General features: G+C 56.1%; 11 protein-coding genes. 1 reads left to right on the top strand and 10 read right to left on the bottom strand.

Features of this window, described 5'->3' with window-relative positions:
* Nucleotides 1-80: 80 nt before the first annotated feature.
* A complete protein-coding gene (locus DC3_RS12705) occupies nt 81-287 on the bottom strand; it encodes a helix-turn-helix domain-containing protein (protein WP_146884834.1) in 207 nt (68 codons plus the stop codon).
* Nucleotides 288-976: 689 nt separating this feature from the next.
* Here DC3_RS12705 and DC3_RS12700 point away from each other — a divergent pair.
* Entirely contained in the window at nt 977-6349 is a 5373-nt protein-coding gene (locus tag DC3_RS12700) for a RecQ family ATP-dependent DNA helicase (RefSeq protein ID WP_186816007.1), read from the top strand.
* A gap of 5 nt (nt 6350-6354) precedes the next feature.
* Here DC3_RS12700 and DC3_RS12695 read toward each other — a convergent pair whose 3' ends face one another.
* From DC3_RS12695 to DC3_RS12655, 9 genes are all read right to left on the bottom strand, one after another.
* On the bottom strand, nt 6355-7176 hold the full coding sequence (locus DC3_RS12695; RefSeq protein ID WP_146884831.1) for a hypothetical protein: 822 nt from the start codon (nt 7174-7176) through the stop codon (nt 6355-6357).
* 16 nt (nt 7177-7192) lie between these two features.
* Complete coding sequence (locus tag DC3_RS12690) at nt 7193-8959, bottom strand: protein kinase domain-containing protein (protein WP_146884829.1); 1767 nt, start codon at nt 8957-8959, stop codon at nt 7193-7195.
* On the bottom strand, nt 8959-9603 hold the full coding sequence (locus DC3_RS12685; protein ID WP_146884827.1) for an OmpA/MotB family protein: 645 nt from the start codon (nt 9601-9603) through the stop codon (nt 8959-8961). Before DC3_RS12685 ends, DC3_RS12690 begins: the two co-directional genes overlap by 1 nt.
* Nucleotides 9600-11432: a coiled-coil domain-containing protein gene (locus DC3_RS12680; RefSeq protein ID WP_146884825.1), complete on the bottom strand. Its 1833-nt coding sequence runs from the start codon at nt 11430-11432 to the stop codon at nt 9600-9602. The genes DC3_RS12685 and DC3_RS12680 overlap by 4 nt, the downstream gene beginning before the upstream one ends.
* Nucleotides 11425-14613, bottom strand: a complete 3189-nt coding sequence (locus DC3_RS12675) for a tubulin-like doman-containing protein (RefSeq protein ID WP_146884823.1) — start codon at nt 14611-14613, stop codon at nt 11425-11427. Before DC3_RS12675 ends, DC3_RS12680 begins: the two co-directional genes overlap by 8 nt.
* A 16-nt stretch (nt 14614-14629) precedes the next feature.
* Nucleotides 14630-15919: a hypothetical protein gene (locus tag DC3_RS12670; protein WP_146884821.1), complete on the bottom strand. Its 1290-nt coding sequence runs from the start codon at nt 15917-15919 to the stop codon at nt 14630-14632.
* Between the two features lie 379 nt (nt 15920-16298).
* Nucleotides 16299-17228, bottom strand: a complete 930-nt coding sequence (locus DC3_RS12665) for a nuclease-related domain-containing protein (RefSeq protein WP_146884819.1) — start codon at nt 17226-17228, stop codon at nt 16299-16301.
* A gap of 195 nt (nt 17229-17423) precedes the next feature.
* Complete coding sequence (locus DC3_RS12660) at nt 17424-18854, bottom strand: YeeR family protein (RefSeq protein WP_146884817.1); 1431 nt, start codon at nt 18852-18854, stop codon at nt 17424-17426.
* A 69-nt stretch (nt 18855-18923) separates the two neighbouring features.
* On the bottom strand, nt 18924-19919 hold the full coding sequence (locus DC3_RS12655; protein ID WP_146884815.1) for a helix-turn-helix transcriptional regulator: 996 nt from the start codon (nt 19917-19919) through the stop codon (nt 18924-18926).
* Nucleotides 19920-20000 lie beyond the last annotated feature (81 nt).

Genomic DNA, 20000 nt, shown 5'->3' with positions numbered 1-20000 from the left:
ATGGCCTTGATCAGGTTTCTACCCTGCACGTCCATCAGCTTTCGCAGGACGTGCAGGGTGTGGTCGTGGCCCACATTTCCCTATTTGCTGATCACTGCCTGAGCCACGCCCATCTGCTCTGCAAGGGCTTTCTGGTTGTGTCCTTCAGCGTCTATGGACTTCTTGAGGGCCAAAGCCAGTCCAATGCGTTCTGATTCTTCCTGAGCGATGGCGTGCATTTCAGCGGTGTCTGGAATCTGAGACTTCAGCCATGCCATAAAATCCTGTTTGGCTTGTTGCTCTTTCATGTTTTCATTCCTTTCACCATGCATCAGAACGTTCTGGGTTGTCGAAGATGTTTTCCAGAGGCAACCTATAGAGTTTGTCTTCCAGTTTACTGACTTTATCGATCTCCCGGCGCAGATACAAAAGGCTGATCTTCCAGAAGGTCCAGACACACCACCTGCAATGTGCGCCCACCCGCCAGGGTGATGGCAGGCAAATGATCTGGCAATCCTGGAATTCTTGAATACATCAGAATGAAGACTTCAACGAACCTGATAATTGCTGGGGGTTTCACCTGAGTCATGACAACTTGCTTGCTGGATGACACACTTATCATCACAGTAAATCACAACTTCTGAGCAGATGTCCCATCAGAAAATCACATACATGCTGTAATTTGTGATCGAATTGCAATGGAATGTTTTCAAATGAGTTACAAATGATTTTATGGAACTCCAATTTCGTTTCAAAACCAACCTCATCCACCGACGAACCCGAAAGATCAAATTCATCCAGGAGCACAAATCCCAGGATTTCCAAAATCCTTAGAGCGTGATTTTCATCCAGTGAAAACATCCAGAAAGGGTGAATATCCCTTTTCCAAAGATGAAGTAAGGGAAATCCCTTATTTCACGAATGATGTCAGACTTACAGCAGTACCCTGAACTGAACACCTATGGCTTCAGCAGATTTCTTTGCCTCTCACGACCCCATGTTTCACTTCACCCCAGAGGACCAGGTGTGGCTGCTCGAAGCGATCATGTCCGGGCAAACCCTGTCTCAAATGGCACAACATCTTGGACTCCCAGACGGTCCACTGGCCCATCTGCTTGGGCAGCACGGCATGCTGAGAGGATACCTGGCCCAGCGTTCAGAGGATTACGATGCTCTGGAGGGTCTGCTGGGCCAGCACTTGCTGCAGGACTATTTGCAGCGAGGTTACCAGAAAGCAGAACTGCAATCCTCCTCAAAAACCTGTCCCAGGTTTGAGGCCTTCTGCCAGCACAGGGGGTACCAGCCAGACCACATCCAGAAGATCTTGCAGCAGATGCCCCAGAAACAGGTCCGGCTGCTGTCTTTGCGGTACGGCTGGTTTGGTCATGCTGAGCACACCCTGCAGCAACTGGAAAAAGAATTTCAATTGACCCGTGAACGCCTGCAACAGTTGCAGAAGCGGGCCGAACGCCATCTGAAACAGGCAGAGCGACAGCTGAAAAAACATCGACAGCACCAGAAAGAAGTCCTGCCTGCTCAAGACCAGCAGGCCCCTGAAGCTGATTTGCCCACGGTGGACCTTCAAAACTGGCCTGCAGGCCTGATGGTGCTGGATCTGGAAGTTTCGCTGGACGGGCAACTCAGAGAGGGCCTTCACCTGAATGGCTTGCAGGCCAGACGGTTCACTGCGCTGGATCTTGCTGAGGTGGAACGTGAACTGCTGACCTGTGAAGTGCTGCTCGGGCACAATCTGAGGCGCTTCGATCTGCCCTTTTTGCAGAAACACCTGTCACAGAGCAGCTTTGTGCAGTTGCAAAAACGCACCCTGGACACCCTGGAACTCTGCACCCTGGTCTTCCCTGGTGAGCCCAGTCAGGCCCTGGAAAAGCCTTACCGGGAATACGTGCCAAGCAGTGATCCGCTTGAAGATTGCATGGAAACTTACGCCAGATATCTGAAGGCCCGGGCAGCCATTTCGCAGCTCTCTCCTCTGGTGCACCAGACGGTCAGGAGGCTCTTGCCAGACAGTCCTTTAAGAGACCTGTTCCAGGGGAATGATGCCCCGTGGCCCGAAGAACTCCTTCCCCTCAGGCACCACCTCTGGTCTCTGCCGCTTCACGAAGAGAGCAATCTGGGAGCCGTGATCTACCTGAGCTGGATCTTGCAGGCCGGGCAGGACAGCCACCGCAGACCCGCCTGGGCAGAGCACACTTTTCCGTCTTTCCAGCAGGCTGAAGAAGCCTGCTCACCCCTGAATTTTACCTTCGAGCACCTCACCCAGGAATTGAAAACCCTGTATGGCGAGCATTACCAGTTCAGAGAAGGGCAATTTGAGATCGTGCAGACCCTCCTGAAAGGTGAGGTGGTTCCTCTGGGCCTGCTGCCCACCGGAGGGGGCAAGAGCCTGACCTTCCAGTTTCCAGCCCTCTTCCTCAGCAAATACCGCAGAGGGCTCTCTGTGATCATTTGCCCCTTGCAGGCCCTGATGGAAGATCAGGTGATCAACCTGCAGGTGCAATTGCCAGAGTGGGCCTCCAGGGTGGCTTTCCTGAGTGGCACCCAGACGCCCGAGGAACAGAGAAAGGTGCTGGATGGGGTGTGGGAGGGCCGCATCGACATCCTGTATGTCTCCCCTGAACGCCTGCGCAATGTGGCTGTGCAGCGCATGTTGCGCCACAGGCAACCCCACCTCTGGGTGCTGGATGAGGCCCACACCCTGTCCCAGTGGGGCATGGATTTCCGGCCTGATTTTCTGCGCATTCCCGGCATCATCCGGGACCTGCACAAAGAAGGTCAGCTTCCCAGACTGGGTTTTGTAACTGCAACGGCAACCCGACAGGTGGTGGCTGACCTGAAAAACCGCTTTGTGCAGCAACTTGAACCCCTGCTGGGAAGAAGCCTGGTGACGGTCCCGGAAGTGGCTCCCTTCCGCTGGCGCACGGAGATCCAGACCGAGGTGCGGCAAGTTCCCCGCAGCGAACGCCTGAATGTGATCGTCGAGAAACTGCAGGAGGCTCGTGAAACAGGTGTCTCCATCATTTATGTGCAATCCAGGGCACTGGCAGAAAGTTATGCCCAGACCCTGGATGACCTGGGTTTCCAGGTGAAAGCCTTCCATGCCCGCATTCCTGCCGCTGAGAAGCGGGAAGTGCTGCAGATGTTCAAGAATGGTGACCTTGAGGTGGTGGTGGCCACCAGCGCCTTTGGCATGGGGATCGACCGGGCTGGAATTCACACGGTAATTCATGCAGGGCCTCCCTCCACCCCTGAAAGTTACCTGCAGGAAATAGGACGGGTGGCCCGGAAACCGGGCGAATCCGGGCACGCTCTGCTTTTGTGGGACGAGCGTGATTTCCAGCTGCTTTTTGAGCATGAGAAAAACAACCGCATCGCCAGTGAGAAAGCCCTCAAGGACTGCTGGCAGGTGGTGAAAAAGCGCCTGAATTCCCCTCCGGTGCACCGCTGGGTGTCCAGCTTTGAATTCAGCCACGCCCTCCCTCAGGAAGACCCGGACGCCCTGATCACCCAGTCGAGGGTGGCCCTGTTTGCGCTGGAAAGTTATGATCTGGTGCATGAAGGAGAGCAGCGCCCGGCTGTCCTGAAAATCAGGATGCAACACAGCCAGCAAGCTCTGGGGCTGGAAGGCAGCAAGGTGCTGTCTCTGCTGCGGCACCACAGCAGAAAAATCGGTGTGGAGGTGCTGGTCGATGTGCGGGAAGCTGCGATGCTGTGTGCCCTCACCCCGGCAAAAGTCATTCGAGGCCTCCGGCAGATGGTCAAAGCAGGATACGCCAGCTGGAGTTACGAGGTCTCCCTGAGGACTCGGCGTGGAGCAAGAGGAAGGCTGGACGCTTCGACCGCCAGTGTGCGGGCTTTCCTGAGTCACCTTTCCGAGCAGCCAGATGTGGACCTCAGCCAGCTTCACATCGAACAGGTCAATCAGGACCTGATGCGCCGCAGCAGGCAGGCCAGGCTCCAGCAGGCCCTCAGGGTGGCCCAGGTGCTTGGGCTCTCCAGAGCACAACTGGAGAGGCTGAGTGCCAGAATCCAGTTCAGTGATCCAGACCTCTCCCTGCGTGAATGGTGCATGCTTTTCGAGCAGCAATACAGAACTTTCCGGGAATTTGCCGAGACCGTTCTTGAAAAACTCAGCGACGCAGCAGAGGGCATCACCCTGAATGTTGCAGAACTGGACCGCATGTTCGAGATTTCAGAGGGCAAAACCGTGCTGGAAGGTCTGGCTGGAATGCAGATGCTGGGTCTGCTGGATTTCACCCGTGGAGACTTTGAGCAGGGCAGTGTTTTTTACCTGAAACCCGGGCAGCGTGGCCGTTACAATCAGGTGGCTTACCGCCCGCTGGAACAGCATTACGAGAACCGGGCCAGACGCCTGCACAGCCTGCGTGAAATCCTCAGGCAGCCCGATGAGACCCAGCGCATTCATTTGCTGCAAGCCTATTTCACCGAGGACCTCAAGGTGTTCTGTGACCGCCACCTCCCCTATCCTGAAACCGCTGGAACGCTGCAGATCCCGGAGTTCCAGCACAAAATCCTTGCCAGCCTCAGCGAGGTGCAAAAGAGCATCGTGCAGGATGACAGCTCCCGTGCCCTCCTGGTGCTTGCCGGACCAGGGTCCGGCAAAACCCGCACCATTGTGCACCGGGTGGCCAATCTGGTGGCCTTGCGCGGCATTCCTGCGGATCGGGTGCTGGTTCTGGCCTACAACCGCACTGCCGTTGCAGAGGTCAAGGAACGCATCAGTGACCTGATTGGAGAGCTCTCCCTCAAGGTGGATGTCTTCACCTTTCACGGTCTGGCCCGCAAACTCACTGGCCTGACCGAAAAAGACGCTCCGCTGGAAGTGCGCGGGGATCAGGCCAGATTCGACTGGATTCTGAAGCAAGCCATTCAGCACCTGCAGGAGCAGGGCAGCAATTACCAGTACGTGCTGGTGGATGAATACCAGGACATCAAGGACCTGGAATACCAGCTGGTGACCCAGCTTGCTCGTTTCGATGGCAACGCTGATGACGATGAGGTGGACCAGCCTGGTTATCTGGTGGCTGTGGGGGATGACGACCAGAACCTGTATTCCTTTCAGGGTGCAGACATCAAATTCATTCACCGTTTCCAGCAGGATTACAGGATTGAACAGAACAAGGTTTTGACCCTGTCTGTCAATTACCGTTCCGCGCCACGCATTGTGCAGGTGGCCAACCGCTTCATTGAATTCACCCTGCCAGCAGAGAGCCGCCTCAAAGGACAGCACAACCGGGTGATCAGCAACCGGACGGAGGACGGCAGTGTGCAGCTCGGGAAATACACCCGAAGACTCGATGCAGCCTACACCATTTGCAGACGCATTCAGGAGCGCGTGGAGCAAGGCACCCGGCCAGAGGGCATTGCAGTGCTTGCCCGCACCTGGGAGGAACTCAATGAAGTGCAGCACTTTCTGGCCTCTTCAGGCATCCCCATGCAGCTTCTGAACGTGCATGATGCCCTGAGGCCCGTCAGTTCTCTGATCGGGCGGGAAGTGCAGCAGGTGCTGCTCGAAGAAAAAGGCCGCACCACCCGTGACCCTCAGAACATTCTGGAGGACACCCGACTGATCCTCAACCTGTCCAGCAAAGACCATGCGTGGCAGGCCCTGCTGGACAGCGTCTCCAGCCTGAAAAACCCCACTTTTGAACAGGTTGCCCTGCGCATGGAAAACACCCGGCCCCTCGGACACAGAGGGGTGGTGCTCTCCACCTACCACTCGGCCAAAGGTTGCGAGTTCGACGAGGTGTTCGTGATCAGCGAACAGGTGCCCCTGCGTTCAGGTCAGGTGCTCCCGGATGACACCCGCGCCCTGTACGTGGCCCTCACCCGGGCAAGAAACCACCTCCATGTGCTCAGGCACGAAAGCACCTGCCATCCTGCCCTCAGGAGCCGTGAATTCCAGCAAGGGCTCCTGGAAGACGGTGTGGTTCCCTTTGTGGTGCAATGCCCTGCTGAAGTTCCCACCCACCTCACCTTTGATCGCATGCCCGACCCCTCGGACTTCTACATCACCTCTCCCAGGGTCATCCATGTGGATGGCAGACAGGCAGTGCGACGTTTTGCGCAGCAATGGGGGCCCCTTGAACTGCACGGGAACCTGATCACCCACTTCGGGCAACCTGTGGCCCACCTCAGCAAAAACAGCCCTCTGGCCCAGAAACTCGAGCAGTACCGCAACCTGCGGGGACGCATCACCCCCATCGGGCACACGGTCATCCAGTGCCAGCGGGACGACGAGTGGTACAACCGGGCAGGCTACACCGGACCGGAAGACCATCACTTTATGGTGCTTCCGGTGTTCCGGGTAACAGTACCGTATCGGGGGTAAAGTTCTCACTTCGGTCTGGAAAACAACCTCGCCAGTGGCTTCGCACCCTGATACCAGCTCTGGAATTCATTGAAGGCATGTTCAAGCTGCTGCAGGCTGTGGTTCAAATGCTCTCTGTCTGTGGCCTGCTGCTGCATCAATTGCTGGATGCTGTTCTGAACAGAGTTCTGGGTAGATTTCTCCACTTGCAGAACATAAGACTGGAGTCCCTGTATCCCCCCCTGCAGGCTCTGAACATGCTCAGAGAGCACCTGATGACCTTCGCGTTGTTGCTCCTGGACAGTCTGCTGGGATTCCTCCATCATTTGCAATTGATTTTTCAACTTGTTGATCTCCTGCTGCTGGGCCATGATCTGGGATTCGAGGACTGCTGTAGAAGGTCCTTGTGGGATAGGTTGTGCAGGGCCAGAGGAAAGAGACATTTGCTGCACACTGATTTTCAGGTGTTGCATCTGGTTGTGCAGGGGGTCGAGAGCATTGCGGGAAAAAGCCTGTAATTCACAGTCCATTTGCTCATGAAGCGCATTCAGGAGGTCCTGTTTCATGCGGGAAGCATCGACGGGGGCAGGTTGAGCAGACGCTGAAGACCTGGGTTCCTCTTTCGGCACGGCTGGCATTCTGGGTTGCAGGCGGTTCAGCTCCTCCCTGTGGCGGTCCATTTCCTGCTGCATCCGCAAAATGGCATCTTCTGCACGTCTTTCCAGGTGTTCCACGGCCAGGATCACATCGGGCAGTTTCTCTCCCAGTCGCTCCCAGCGTTGCAGGTTCAGTTCGAGGCGTTCCAGCTTTTCAGCCAGGTTTTCTGCGATTTGAGGGGTTTCTGGCATGTTTTGCTCCACCGTCCTACTGAATGTCCACGAGGTACACACTGCCCTGTTCGGTTCCACACAGGAGCTGTTTGCCGTCTGGGGAAAGCACCATGCAGATGACCGTTTGTTCAAGCTGCAACCAGGATCGGGCCTGATTGGCTGTGTCCAGGGTCCAGAGGGTGTTGTCTGAGTCTGCAAAAACCACTGTGCTGGCATTCAGGAAAAGGGCCATTTGCACCTCACAGGTGTGGGTGTAGCGGGTCTGCATCAGGTTTCCCGTTATGTCCCATACCATGAAGCTTCCCTCCGTTCCAACCGTCAGCACCTGCTGGTTTCCACGCAGGATGCTGCACACGGGTCCACTGTGTGCAGGAAGGGGCTGTCCCTGGAAGGTTTTGTTCAGAAAGGCCACTTGCCCGTTTTTCAGTCCCAGAACCACCTTTTGCTGGTCTGCGAGGATCAGCATCTCATTGATGTAGTGGGCAATGGGCTGGCTTTCCAGCAGTTTGTCACGGTTCTGCAGGTCGTACAGGCTCAAACGACGGCTGCGGGTGGCAACCACCAGACGGTTCCCCATCACCCCCAGGGAGACCACAGGCTCATCGCAATGGATGCGGTACGGGACCGAATGGGCAGGTCGAATCACCACCACACCATCATCCCCACCAGAAATCAGCAGGTCTCTGAAGACCACCAGGGCCTGCACTCCCCCATCGTGCTCTGAGAAGGTTTTTTGCGGGCTGTCCAGTGCGCTCAGGGTCCAGCGTTTGACCGTGTGGTCCAGGGAGGCCGTGATGAGGGTCTGGGGGTCCAGAAACACCATCTGCTGGACGGCACTGTGGTGCATGTCGTGCTCCGTCAGTTGCAGGTCGTTTTCCTGGAAATCAGGGGCGTCACTCAGCAGGCCCAGAAACTCCTGCACCGTCTGGGGCCGTTCCTTCACACTGGTTTTCAGGCAGGCCTGGATCGCCCGGGAGAGGTTGGCAGGGACATGCGCAGACATTGCAGGCAGGGAGCCATTCACCAGATCGGTGGCCGAGGGGGGAGGTGACCCCTGAACACAGTGGTACAATGTCGCTCCCAGAGCATAAAGGTCGGTGTAAGGACCATATTTGCCCTGCGAGCTGTACTGTTCCAACGGCGAATACCCGGGACTGACCAGCTGGGTCATCGACTGGGTCTGTCCGGTGCTCTTGCGGGCTGACCCGAAATCAATCAGGATGGTGCGCTGGTCCTTTGTCTGCACGATGTTGTCCGGTTTGATGTCCCGGTGCAGCATCCCGGCCTGATGCACGGGATTCAGGGCCTGCGAGACAGCGTGGGCCACCGTCAGCACCTGTGGCATGGGCAACGTTCCCTGATTCCGCAGCATGTCCCCGAGGCTTTCACCATCGAGCAATTCCATTGCATAGTAGGCCGTTCCGTTTTCCTCAAAGACGTCTTGCACCTTCACGATGGAGGGGTGCTGAAATTGGGCAAGGGTCTGGGCTTCCTGAACGAAAGCCTGCTTGTGCTGCAGGAATTCACTGAGGGCAGCAGCACCACTGGGAATCACGTCCTGACCGACCCTCAGGACCCCCTGGGGGAAAAACTCTTTGAGGGCCACCCCTCTGTTGTGCAGTTTGTCGTGAGCCTGATAGGTGATGCCAAATCCTCCTTGACCAAGCACCTTTTCGATGGTGTAACGGAATTTGAGGGTGGTGCCTTTCGCCAGGGTGGTGAGGTTCAGGGGCATGCCACAAGAAGGGCATTTCACATGCGTGCCGATGATGGGGGTGTTGCAGTAAGGGCAGGTGTTCATCAGTTGCAGTCCCGTTTCTGGTCTGTCTTGTCAGAAGCACTCAGGGCCGAGTATTCCAGGATGATCTCCACCCGTTCATTCCGCTGATCCGAACGTGCAAGCCCCAGCGCTTTGCTCTGTCCTCCACGTCCGGAGGTGGATATGCTGTTGGCCCGGATGGCACAGCTGTTGTCGGTAAAGAGTTTGGCCACAGTGCTCGCACGGGCATTGGCCAGATCCCAGTTGTCCGGTTTGTTGAGTTCGGTGGGCATGGTGTGACCTTCGATGCGGGCCCTGCGCCATTTGTCGGTGTTCTGGGCCATCAGATCCGCAAATTTGGAGAGCAGTTGCTGTCCATGGGGGGTGAGTTTTGCTGTCCCCCGGATGAACAGAACCTGATCCTTGAACACCCACCTCTGGGCTCCCGGAGGATCATTTTTCACCTTGTAGTCCAGCATCTGCGGCCTCTGCTGCTCGGGAAAAGCCTGAATCACCCTGTCATAAAACTCTTCACGCACATCCTTGCGGGTGTCTTCTTTCTGCAAAATCGCCAGCAAAACCATCACGGTAAAGAGGGTCATGACCATCACCATGCTCAGGCCGTTGTCTGCCAGGGCAATGTAAGGGTTCACTTCCACCCCATCCTGACTGCTCAGGCGTCTCATGCGCCCTCTCCAGGCTCCTGCTCAAGTTTGACGGTCACCGCAGGGGGAACAGGAGGTGCAGACTGGGGTGGAGGGTTGTTCGAATGCCCATTGCTCCCTTTTTGCAATGCCAGTGACAGGGCCGCTTTCAGGTCCTGCACTTCCATGTGGGTCTTGCGCAGTTGACCCTGCAGGGTCAGCACATAATGCTCCAGTCTGTCCTGCAACTGGTCCCCGGATTCAAAAATCCACTGGTGCACATGCTGGCGCTCTGGAATCACCGTCTGCAGGGCATTGAGCAGGTCCTGGGTTTTCTGCAGGTCCAGGTGAAGTTGTGTCCCCAGACCTGCACTGGCCTGCTGCACGGTTTCCATCATGCGTTCCTGCTGCTGAATGAGGCCACCAAGGGCGGCGGTCTGGTACACCTTCTGGTCTTTCAGGAACTCCAGGGGGCTGTGCGCCTCCATGGTCTGCTGCAACTGCAAAGCAAGTCCCTGGTTGTTGCTGGCCAGGGTTTTGAGGAGTTCCAGATGACGCAGTTTCTCCTGCTCCTGGATGTGTTCTGAGAGCTGCAGCACGTCCATGCTGCGGTCACTCAGGGTCTCAATGCGGGTCGTCATGGCCTGGAGGTGCTGCCCCACCTGACCCATCTCTCGCTGGTGCGCGGTGAGGGTGGTGTCCAGCATGCCGTGCAGACCTTCAAAGGACCCCTGCACTTTCTGGGCAATGCGTTCAGAAGAGGTCTCAAGTTCTTTGCGGGTCGCATCCATGTTCTGCGTCAGCTGACCCATGCCCTCTGAGGTGACGAGCAGGTGACTGAGGATGTTCTGGCTGCTCTTCCCAAAGTTGGTCTGCATGTCCTGCAATTGCTGAAGGTGCTCAGACGCCCTGCGGTCCAGCTCTGACTGGCTGCGCACGAACATGTTCTCCAGTGAGGTGTGGGCGTTTTGCAGCTCGGTATGGAGGCCCCGGAATTCCTGCGTGCCTTTTGCCAGTTCGTTGGCCGCAGTGATCACGTTTTCAGAGACCTGCTTGAGCTGGTCGTGCACGTCTTTTGCAGAAGATTTCAGCTCGATGAGACTGTCTTTCATGACTTTGCCTGCTGCACCAATTTCCTTGCCGAAATCCTGGGTGACTTTCTGCATCTGCTGCGAGAGCTCTTTGAAGAAATCTCTGGTTTCGGTGATGGCGTTTTGCAGGATTTCCACCTGTTTCTCAATACGAGGCAGCAGGATCAGGGGGGCGAGGTAACTGTGTCCCACATTGGAGAGCACCGTCAGAAGTTGCTGGCTCTTTCTCAGGGTATAACTGAACATGAAGCCCAGCAGCAAAGCACACCCCACCCCGAACATCGAACCGTAGAACGCCCCTTTCATCTCACTGAGGGCTTCAGGGAGGGCTGCAGTCAATTGCTCTACATTGGCTTCCCGGACGGGCAAATTGCCAATGGTTTGCCCCAGACCAATCAGGGTGATCACCAGACCACCGAGCATCAGGAGGTTGGGGGCGCTGCGCAGTGGGGTGAGCCAGGACTGCACTTCCTCCGCAATGGGGGTGAGCATGGTGTCAATTTCTGCGGTGGGGAGGCTGCGCTGGCGCTCGGCCATTTTCGCCAGTTTGTGAATGAGGGCCGAGTCTTTGGCCACCTCCATTGCTTCAGCACTGGAGAGCCCCTGGCCTTCAAATCTGGAGTAGCGGTTCAGGGCTTTTCCCAGCTCTTCGGCTGTTTGTCGCTCGTGGTCAAGCCTGGCATTGACCTGCCAGATCTGAACTCCGTACCAGACTGCCAGAATCAGCAGGGCAATGATTCCATACAGACTCACCTGTGTCAGACCCAGCTGTTCAACCATGGTGCGAGACTTTCTCCAGCTGGTCCCCGAAGTGGTGCTCGGGATTGATGAAACAACGCCAGCCATGCTGGGCGGCTTCTTCAAGGGTTTTGCCGATCAGGCCGCCGTCATGTTCGCAGTAGAAGCCAGGTTCAGAGACCACACCACCCCACAGGCCCCGGTCTCCTTTTTCAAGCCACAGTCGGGCCAGAATTTCCTGGTCGGGTGGGCTGATGCGCTGGTAGGCCGCGAACAGGTCTCCACTCTTGGCAATGAAGCGCACCACGTACTCCCAGGTCCATTCTTTGCTGCCCCAGTCCCGGATGATTCTGGAGGGGTCGGCGTAACGCAGGAAGAAGGCATTCACCTGATCGATCAGCAGTCGCACAAATTGCTCGCTGCTTTCTTCGGGGGTGGAGGTGGACTGGTGCCATTTCTGTTCAATGCGGGCTTTGAGGACAGCACGCACCCCTTTGAGCTGTCCGCCTTTGACATCGCGGTGCTCTCGGGCCAGCATGCGCGCTGCATCGTAGAAGCTCAGGGGCAGGTGGCGTTCCTCCATTGCTCCACCCATGCCTTTCATGGAGAAAGTCAGGCGGCCTGCCTTGATCTGGATCACATCCAGAATCACCCCGAGCACCAGCAGTTCTTCGGTTTCGCGCAGCAGGTTCCCTTCTCTCGGGGAGAGGCCCAGCCAGTAAATGTCCCGGCGGGTGTGGAAGGTGGGGAAGTCCTCGCATTGGGCTTCGTGGATGCCTCCTGCCCCGAGCACGTCTGTGAGGCCACGCAGGGGGAACCTGTACCACTCGTTCAGCAGCACAATCCTGAAACGCTGGGGCGAGAAGGCATTCCCGGCCTTGTTCGCAGAGAACACAGAGCTGATGGCGGTTTTGAATTCCGTTTTCTGGCTGTCGGTGACATGGTTGGGCAGCAGCAGGGAGGTCACGTTGAGGATGCGGGAACGGTTGCCTTTCTCGGCCTGATTGCGGTCGACACGCAGGAAAGGTTTTGCCAGTTGTGCGGCATCCCTGGCCCGCATGGCCGGGTCTGCGCCGCTCTGGTCCACACCCAGTTTCGACCAGCGTTCCAGCACGTCAATGTTGGCAAGGCGCTGGAAGGGCTCCAGGGCTTTTTGCCACAGGCGCTTGAACTGCCTTTCAGGAAGGGGATCTTCTGTACCAGCGAGATACGGTCTGGACAGCAGGTCCTCTTCTGAGGACACGGCCAGAGGGGGCATCAGCATTTCGGTGACCTCGGTCCAGTCCTGGATGATGCGCTCGGATGCTTCTTCCTGGGCACCTTCAAAGGTCTGGGTGGCGTCTCCGGTCCATTCCTGCAGGCAGCGGCGGTATTCCTGTTCCACGGAACTGTTGGGTTCGAAGATGGTCAGGCCCACCAGTGGGGGAGCATTTCTGGAGAGTTCCTGCACCCTGCGGTCCAGGTTGGAGGTCAGGTGGGTGATGCGTCCTTCCAGGCCACGCAGACGGGTTTGAATGGGGACCATCATGACTTTCAGACGCTCCAGCAGTCCTTTTTCGGTTTTGCCCCGGGTGGTCTGGTTGGAGAGCACCTGGTACATCAGTTCATCAATGCGGGCTTCCATTTCTTCCAGAAGCAGGTTACGGAATTGCCGCACGTCTTCTTTACGCTGGGCCACCTGGGCTTTGTTCACCCCAAAGAGGTTGCGTTTGATGGGCTCTTCCAGTCGCGTGATGACAGCATCCACATTGCGTCTCGCCTCATCGCTGCTGGATGGGGTCAGGTTCTGGGACACCTCCTGCACCCAGTCAATGCCTGCCTTGACCACTTTCTTGAAGGGATCAGGACCCTCGTAAAGGTTGGTGAGGACATCTGCTGCGTAATCCCGCAGCCGGTTGTACACCCCTTCCACCACCCTGGAAACATTGGATTTTACCGCTGTGGAGACACTGCCTTCACCTGCTTTGAATTTCAGGCGGAAAGCGTCCAGTGCGGCACGAAGTTTCTCAGGCTGGGTTTCAGCCTGCCTTGACAGTTCTTCCACCTGATCCCGCAGACGCTGTTCGAGTTCCCGTTCATTGCCTTCCTGCGCAAGCAGCATGGCCTTCAGGCGGTTCCAGGTGAGGCCCACCCGATCCAGCACACTGTCGGTGTCCACATCATGGCTGTCCTGCCAGCGCCTCAGGGAGCGCAGAAGCAGCTTGCTGGTGCAGGCTTCGGTGAGTTGCTGGGCAGGCACTTCCACTGTGGCCAGCCCAAAAGTGCAGAACACGTGGGCCTGGTTTTCCAGATCAAACGTACCTACATCCACCGCGTTGCTGTAAGGGTCGGTGGAGGGGGTGAACACATTCAGGAAGATGCGGTCAGCCACCATGTTGATGATTTCCACCTCACCTGCGGTGGTGGCCTTGTTGGGCATCACCAGGTAAGGCAGGTCATAAGGGGGGACTTTCTTGAAGCGTTCACTGCTGGTTCCATCCGGGAAACGGATGGGAGGGGCATCCCCTTTCTGGGAAAGGTGGTAGTGGTTCAGTTCCACCAGTGCACTGTATGCATTCTTCTTGATGCGCTGGGCATAGGGGTGCACCGAATTGGGGTGTGGGAGGGTGAAGATCCCAATCAGTTTTTCCTGCCCCAGGAAAGAACGCAGGAAGTACCCAAAATCAGGGGCAAGCCCGGAGCAGGTCCCACCACAGAGGGTCCCAACAATGAAAATGCGCACCTGTCCATCCGCAGCAAAGGTGATTTCAGGGTTGCTGCCGTCTGGCAGAGGGCCGCGGGCCTCCTGGGCTTTGGCCTCTTTGAGGTCCCGGAGTTGTTCAATACGGGAGAGCACTGAGAGTTTGATGTTCTCAAAGTTCTCGCCGTACAGCAAGGCCAGCCTGCCCACCATGCGGATGTTTCCGGCTCCACCTTCAGGATCGGGAAGTTTTTTCAGGGTGTCGATGTCCGCCCAGTCGTCCAATGCGATGCGCTCATTGTAGGCATGCATGTTCTGCAGGATGTCGTTGTACTCTGCCGTGCGAAAACCAATCGAGCGGAAATCCCCATTCTTCTTGAGGGGCGTCGGTTCATTGGAATTGGTTTCAATGGCGAGGAAACGGACCCAGGGGGCTTTCTCCAGCCCACCGAGCTCCCACTCGATGCGCCGCACCAGTTCATTGCAGATGCGGGTTCCTGTGCTGCCCAGACCGATCACGAGGGTTTTGATGTAGGTGCTCATGGTGTCTCCTTAAAGGTCATTCCGCCTGAGGACGGATGCGGATCTTCAGTTCTTGCTGAAAGGGGCGGGGAGGCAGGGTGGGTTTCTCCTGGTACTGGCCGCGAAGTTCAATGCGGTAGAGGCCTTCACGCAAAGGAATCAGAGGTTTCTGGGGAGGTTGACCATCGATGGAGTGGAGTTTCACCCCATCGGCCACCTTGATGAGGATGCTGTCTCTGTCCCGTTCAAGCTGGGCGAGGTCTGCTGGAATGTTCTTTTCGGAGATCAGGGTGACCCGATCAGAGGCAGGAATGCCCTGATCCTTGCGCACCTGACAGATGAGCGGAGGATCTTTGGGACCGGGGATCGCAAAACTGGATTTTCCAATTTCCAGTTCAAGGGGAGCTTTGCTGGCCCGTGCTGCTTTGGTGGACCCACCTGTGGGTGCAGGATTTCTTTGCCTGGTGAGCAAGAAAACCAGCACACCCAGAATCAGGACACCTGCAACAATGTAGACCCACAACAGGTTGGGTTGTTTTGCAGCTTTCTGGGCAGCAACCAGTTGCTCTGTTCGGCTGCCCTTGTCAAGTGCAGCAGGCTGGTAATCGTTGGGCAGCACCAACACAGCATCCAGGGTGCGGCGCTTTCCACCCTGCTCCTGAAAAGGCAACTGCACGGAAGCCCCACTGGCACTGTTGCTGCTGAGCCGCTTCCAGCCTTCCAGAACCTTCTGATAGGTTTCAGAACGGGTCCCGATGGGTTTCTGGCTGTCGGAGGCCACACTGTATGCAGTGTTGGTGAGCAGCACCAGAACTGTGTTTTTGCCCTGCAGTTGCTCAGAGAGCTCCACAATGGTCTGTTCGGTGTCATGTCCTCCTGCGGTGTCAGGTTGTGCAGAGAGGGGCCACAGGCGGTTCACCTGTGCCTTTGCAGCATCGTCTTTCAGGCTGGCAGGCAGGGTGTAAGGGTTGAATTCCGCACCTGGGTGGGACCACACGTTCATCTCCCAGGCATAGGCGGAGATCTGGTCCCCTTCAATCATGTGGTCTCTGACAAACAGGTTCGCAATCTCCCGTGCCGCCTGCGCCATGGTGGGGTCCTGTGCAAAGTGCCCGGTGCTGAAGGCGAATGCCACATTGAGGTGCTTCTGCTCTGGATCACCCTGCACTTCTTGCAGGGCCTCCTGAAGGGTCTGGTAGAGGATGGAGGCAGATTGTTCCAGGACCGTCTGGTCCAGTTTGGGCTGTTCGGACTGCCCCTCCTGTGCCGCAGCACCCCCCAGAATTCCGAGGGCAAGGGCAACTAATATACGCTGATGGCCCATCATGGGTAAAACCTCCAAAAGAAAAGGGCTGAGAAACTGTGCGCAATTTTACAGACTTTATTTTAAACTGATTTTTGAAAGTACAAGTGATCAAATAGGTAAATACACCTAAAAACCCATTACAAAATCAGAACAAAATAAAGTTGTCGGTTCAATCCTGCTTTCTCTTGCAGCAAAACTCCTGCTCGACCAGACCACGAGAGAACAGGGATTTTCTCGTTGTCAAATGATGGGTCTGTCAGGTCTTCACAATCATGGCTCACCCATGACCATTGCACACCACAGAAACGACAGGTTGTGACGCACCATTGCCACAATAGGATGCCCATCCCGTCCAGCAAACAGCAAATTGGGACGGAAAGTGCTGATGAGAGGCTCTGCCTCAGGGATTCACATGAAACAGCACAGATGTGCCTTTGCCTGCGTGCTCCAGAAAGAACTCCCGACCTTGCTTGCGGATTTTGTACCCATTCTTGAACGCTGGAAAAACGTCACTGATGGGGGTGTTCTGTTCACAGTCCAGGCAATGGAAGTAATACCCGTATTTGCCCCACAGCATTTCCAGCCTTTCACTGCGACACACCCGGCAGTGCTTTGATTCTGACTGTGCTGTCTGTTGTGACCTTGCAGGGGCAGCTTTCTTGTCCGTCTGAGGGATCAGGAACCTGGTCAGAGGGGAAGGCTTGTGGCTTGACACCAGAAGCTGACCGAATGCTGTGAGGTGGGTGCTGCCAAATTCCTGTCGGTTTGAAAAAAGAGCACGGGCAGCTTTCTGGCTGCGGTGAATGCGGTTTTTGACTTCCTCGACCACCGCATCTGCTTTCAGGACCCCCGCAGGACGGTTGTTGCCCGAAATGAGACCCTGATCGCTGATCGCCACCAGCACCTCACTCTGGAATTCTCTGGCCCGGATGGGACCCAGCAGGCCCAGACGACGGCTCATGCGTTTTGGTATCTCCTCATCCATGAAAGCATCAAAAAGTTCCTGTTGCCGCTCTGCCTGCCGCACCGGAGAGGCCATGCCCTGGAAACGTCCGTTCCACTTGCGGGACCACTCACCGTGGGCATTGATTTGCACCTCACTGACCACACTTTTCGACTCAATGATGATCCAGCCCCAGCTGTGCAGAATCAGGTGGTCCATCTGGCAGGCAAAACCGCCATGCTCAATGCGCAGGTCATGAAAGACCAGCACCAACGGATCATTTCCAAACGCCCGTTCCAGGTAGTAAGCCATCTGTTTTTCTGCTTTCTGTCCGGCTGTCTGCAATTTGTCATCGGTGGGAGGGTGGGCTGCAGCTTTCAGAATCATGGGGTCATCTTACTGAAAATCAGTCTTTGCTGAAACTCCGGAAGCAGCTTTAAGAGCAACCTGGGCATTCAGAAACCGACCTTCATTTCCTGACTCAGATCCTGGGATCATGTTTTGAGGAAGGCCAGCCAGGGATGCATTCACCCAGAACAATAAAATGGGTTTGTAAGCCCATTTTATTGTTCTGTCATCATTTCAGTCAGCTGCGAATTCCAGCACTTCGGCCAGTGCCACCATCAGTTCCTCCTCACTGGGAGGAGTCACTTTTTCACGCTTTGCCACCTCTGCTTCCATCAGAGGAACGAGCAGTTGTCTGGCGTACTCTTGATGGTCTTTGCTGGCATGCATTTCCAGCAGCTTCTTCCCAAGGTCCAGGTTCCTCAGAGCAGCCACCACAGCTTCACCTTCTTGTTCACTGAGCAAAAAGCCCTCGGCTTCTGTGACAAACACATTTTCGATGATGGACAGCAGCTTTCTGGAATCGTCCTGAATGAACCGGTCCATGACTTTTTGGGTGGCATCTTTGGAGAATTTGCCTCCCAGAAGTCCTCCAGTGATGCCAATGAGCGCTCCTACCACTGTTCCCACCCCGGGGAAAATCATGGTGCCAATGGCACTGGCCGCAAGGGTTCCCCCTACCCCTCCCGCCACGCTTGCTGTGGTGATGGTGACGTTCTTGAACAGCTGTGCACCTGAAATCTGGCGTCTGAACAGTTTCACCATGTCCTGGCTGGAAAGCACCACCACGGTGATGGCTGAAGTCACCACATTGCCCCGCAGAATTTTGCTGACATGGCTGGCGGCAGCCGCACCATAAAGGGGTTTCCCATTGCGCAGACCCGTGGCAATCCAGCGGGTGGCCTTTGGTCCCAGTTGCTTGACCACCCAGTCTGTGGCAGGACGCAAACCTTTTTCCAATCCTGTACGGCCCACCTGGGCCGCGGCAATGCTGCTGACCCAGGCAACCCCTCCAGAGTGAAGACCTGACAGGACTGCTGTTTTCAGGGCAGTGGCGATGTCCTCTTTGCGCCAGATCCCCACAGCAAAGCTGATCACTGCAGTGATGCCTGCCGAAGTCCCGGCCAGCCGAATTCCTCGAACAGCATCATAGGTGAGGCCTTCAATGGTTCCAGCTTGGGCAATGCGTTTCACCTGCTCATAGGTGAAGTGGCCTTTGCGTATGATGTTTTCTGCTTCTGCTGGATCGCTCACTCCCGGGATGGTCCCTTTTTCAATGCGGGTGCGCATGGACTGCACCGCCGAATCATACATATCGCTCGGCACCTCAATCTGCATGGGCGTCCCATCCGGGTTTAGGTACCTGAAATGTCCCTGCTCATTGAAGCATTCCTGCACACACTTCCCGCCACTGGCACAGTACTTGGATTGGATCTGAATGCCGTTGACAATGCGATCTGCACCGTCCTTGATGTTGTTTGAACCCACATGCTCTGCTTTCTGGCCTGTCAAAACATCAAACATGTGATTGGCATGTTCAGCGGCCAGCCCATGCCCTCTGGGATTGTTGAACATGGCATTTTCAGAGTAATTTTCAGCACTCTGATTGATGCCTTCAGCGATTCCTGCAATGTCAGCATTCTGTTTGAGAACGTCCTGTTTGCTCATTGTTACCTCCACAAACGAGTTGTTGCATGATGGTTTTAAACCTCTGGCGTGTTTCTGCTTTTCCACAATTCAGGAGCTCAAAACCTCCTGCGGCTCAGCATCGCTGTAGTACTCCAGTGCCTCCTGCAACTGCCTGATCAGTTCATCCCTCAGAAACAGGGGCTCCTCCACCCGCACCCATGCCCCCCAGCCCTTGATCCAGGGCACCACTTCCCACACGTTGGCCACGGTCAGGTCCACGCAGGTGAAACCATCCTCAAGAAGCTCAAAGCGGTCGGCCCGTTCTTCCAGATGTTCTTCCAGGAGTCGCTCTCTGGCCTCTGGCTTGAATCTCAGGACCAGTTTCTGTGGATCTCCCACACTGACCCCCCAGGCGTGCTGCATGAATCCCAGTGCATTGAAATCCTCTGGAATCTCGCAGGGCTCGTTCAGGACCAGGGTGCCCATCATGCGGGACACTTTGAACACCCGGATGGACGGTTTTTTGCTGGTGCGCTCAAACCCGATGGCGTAGGCAGAGCGGTTGTGCGGGTTGATTTCAATGAAGTAAATGGAGAGCTCCACCGTGCGTTTCTTTCCAGTGGAGGGGGCATGGTAATCAAATTTGAGCCATCGGCCTTCCAGCCAGGCCAGTGAGCAGTGCTCCAGGCTGCGGCTCTGTCTCCGATTGGGCTTCTCGCGGTACACCCTGTTCATCTGCTCGGCGACTTTGCGCACGGGCTCAGGAAGATTATGGGTGAGTTTCTCCAGGGTGGTCAGGTAATGCTCGTTGTACTCGGAAGCATGGTGGAAAAGGAGCCTTGCTGCAGAGTACGCAGCGAGGGCTTCTGCCGGGTTCAGGGCAGCAGGCTTTCTGGCCTTTGTGGTGTAACGTCCATCTGTGCGGCGCACCAGATCCTCCCGCTCAACGAGGAGTTCAAGGTCCCGTTGCAGGGTGCGGGTCTGGGTGTCGGGAAGGCCCAGGCGTTTTCTCAGTTCGGTGGTGTTGAGGGCAGTGTACTTGAGGATGTCCAGAATGCGCATGAGGCGTTCACTTTTGTGGATGGTGCGGCCAGACAGATTCATGTTGCTTCCTCCCGACAGGATTCAGTGTCACCCGGATGACTCAGTGTAACTTCAGCTGACGACATTTTCTGTCGCACTGCT

Origin of the sequence: Deinococcus cellulosilyticus NBRC 106333 = KACC 11606 (assembly GCF_007990775.1) — a bacterium.
Taxonomy (GTDB): Bacteria; Deinococcota; Deinococci; order Deinococcales; family Deinococcaceae; genus Deinococcus_C; species Deinococcus_C cellulosilyticus.
Note: the sequence above shows the minus strand (reverse complement) of the source record. Positions and strands in the feature narration are given on the sequence as shown.

Excerpts from the sequence above, each read along its gene's own strand:
- DC3_RS12655 (WP_146884815.1), bottom strand. The coding sequence starts at position 19,919 with ATGAATCTGTCTGGCCGCACCATCCACAAAAGTGAACGCCTCATGCGC.
- DC3_RS12675 (WP_146884823.1), bottom strand. The coding sequence starts at position 14,613 with ATGAGCACCTACATCAAAACCCTCGTGATCGGTCTGGGCAGCACAGGA.
- DC3_RS12695 (WP_146884831.1), bottom strand. The coding sequence starts at position 7,176 with ATGCCAGAAACCCCTCAAATCGCAGAAAACCTGGCTGAAAAGCTGGAA.
- DC3_RS12705 (WP_146884834.1), bottom strand. The coding sequence starts at position 287 with ATGAAAGAGCAACAAGCCAAACAGGATTTTATGGCATGGCTGAAGTCT.
- DC3_RS12700 (WP_186816007.1), top strand. The coding sequence starts at position 977 with ATGTTTCACTTCACCCCAGAGGACCAGGTGTGGCTGCTCGAAGCGATC.
- DC3_RS12665 (WP_146884819.1), bottom strand. The coding sequence starts at position 17,228 with ATGATTCTGAAAGCTGCAGCCCACCCTCCCACCGATGACAAATTGCAG.
- DC3_RS12685 (WP_146884827.1), bottom strand. The coding sequence starts at position 9,603 with ATGAGACGCCTGAGCAGTCAGGATGGGGTGGAAGTGAACCCTTACATT.
- DC3_RS12670 (WP_146884821.1), bottom strand. The coding sequence starts at position 15,919 with ATGATGGGCCATCAGCGTATATTAGTTGCCCTTGCCCTCGGAATTCTG.
- DC3_RS12690 (WP_146884829.1), bottom strand. The coding sequence starts at position 8,959 with ATGAACACCTGCCCTTACTGCAACACCCCCATCATCGGCACGCATGTG.
- DC3_RS12660 (WP_146884817.1), bottom strand. The coding sequence starts at position 18,854 with ATGAGCAAACAGGACGTTCTCAAACAGAATGCTGACATTGCAGGAATC.
- DC3_RS12680 (WP_146884825.1), bottom strand. The coding sequence starts at position 11,432 with ATGGTTGAACAGCTGGGTCTGACACAGGTGAGTCTGTATGGAATCATT.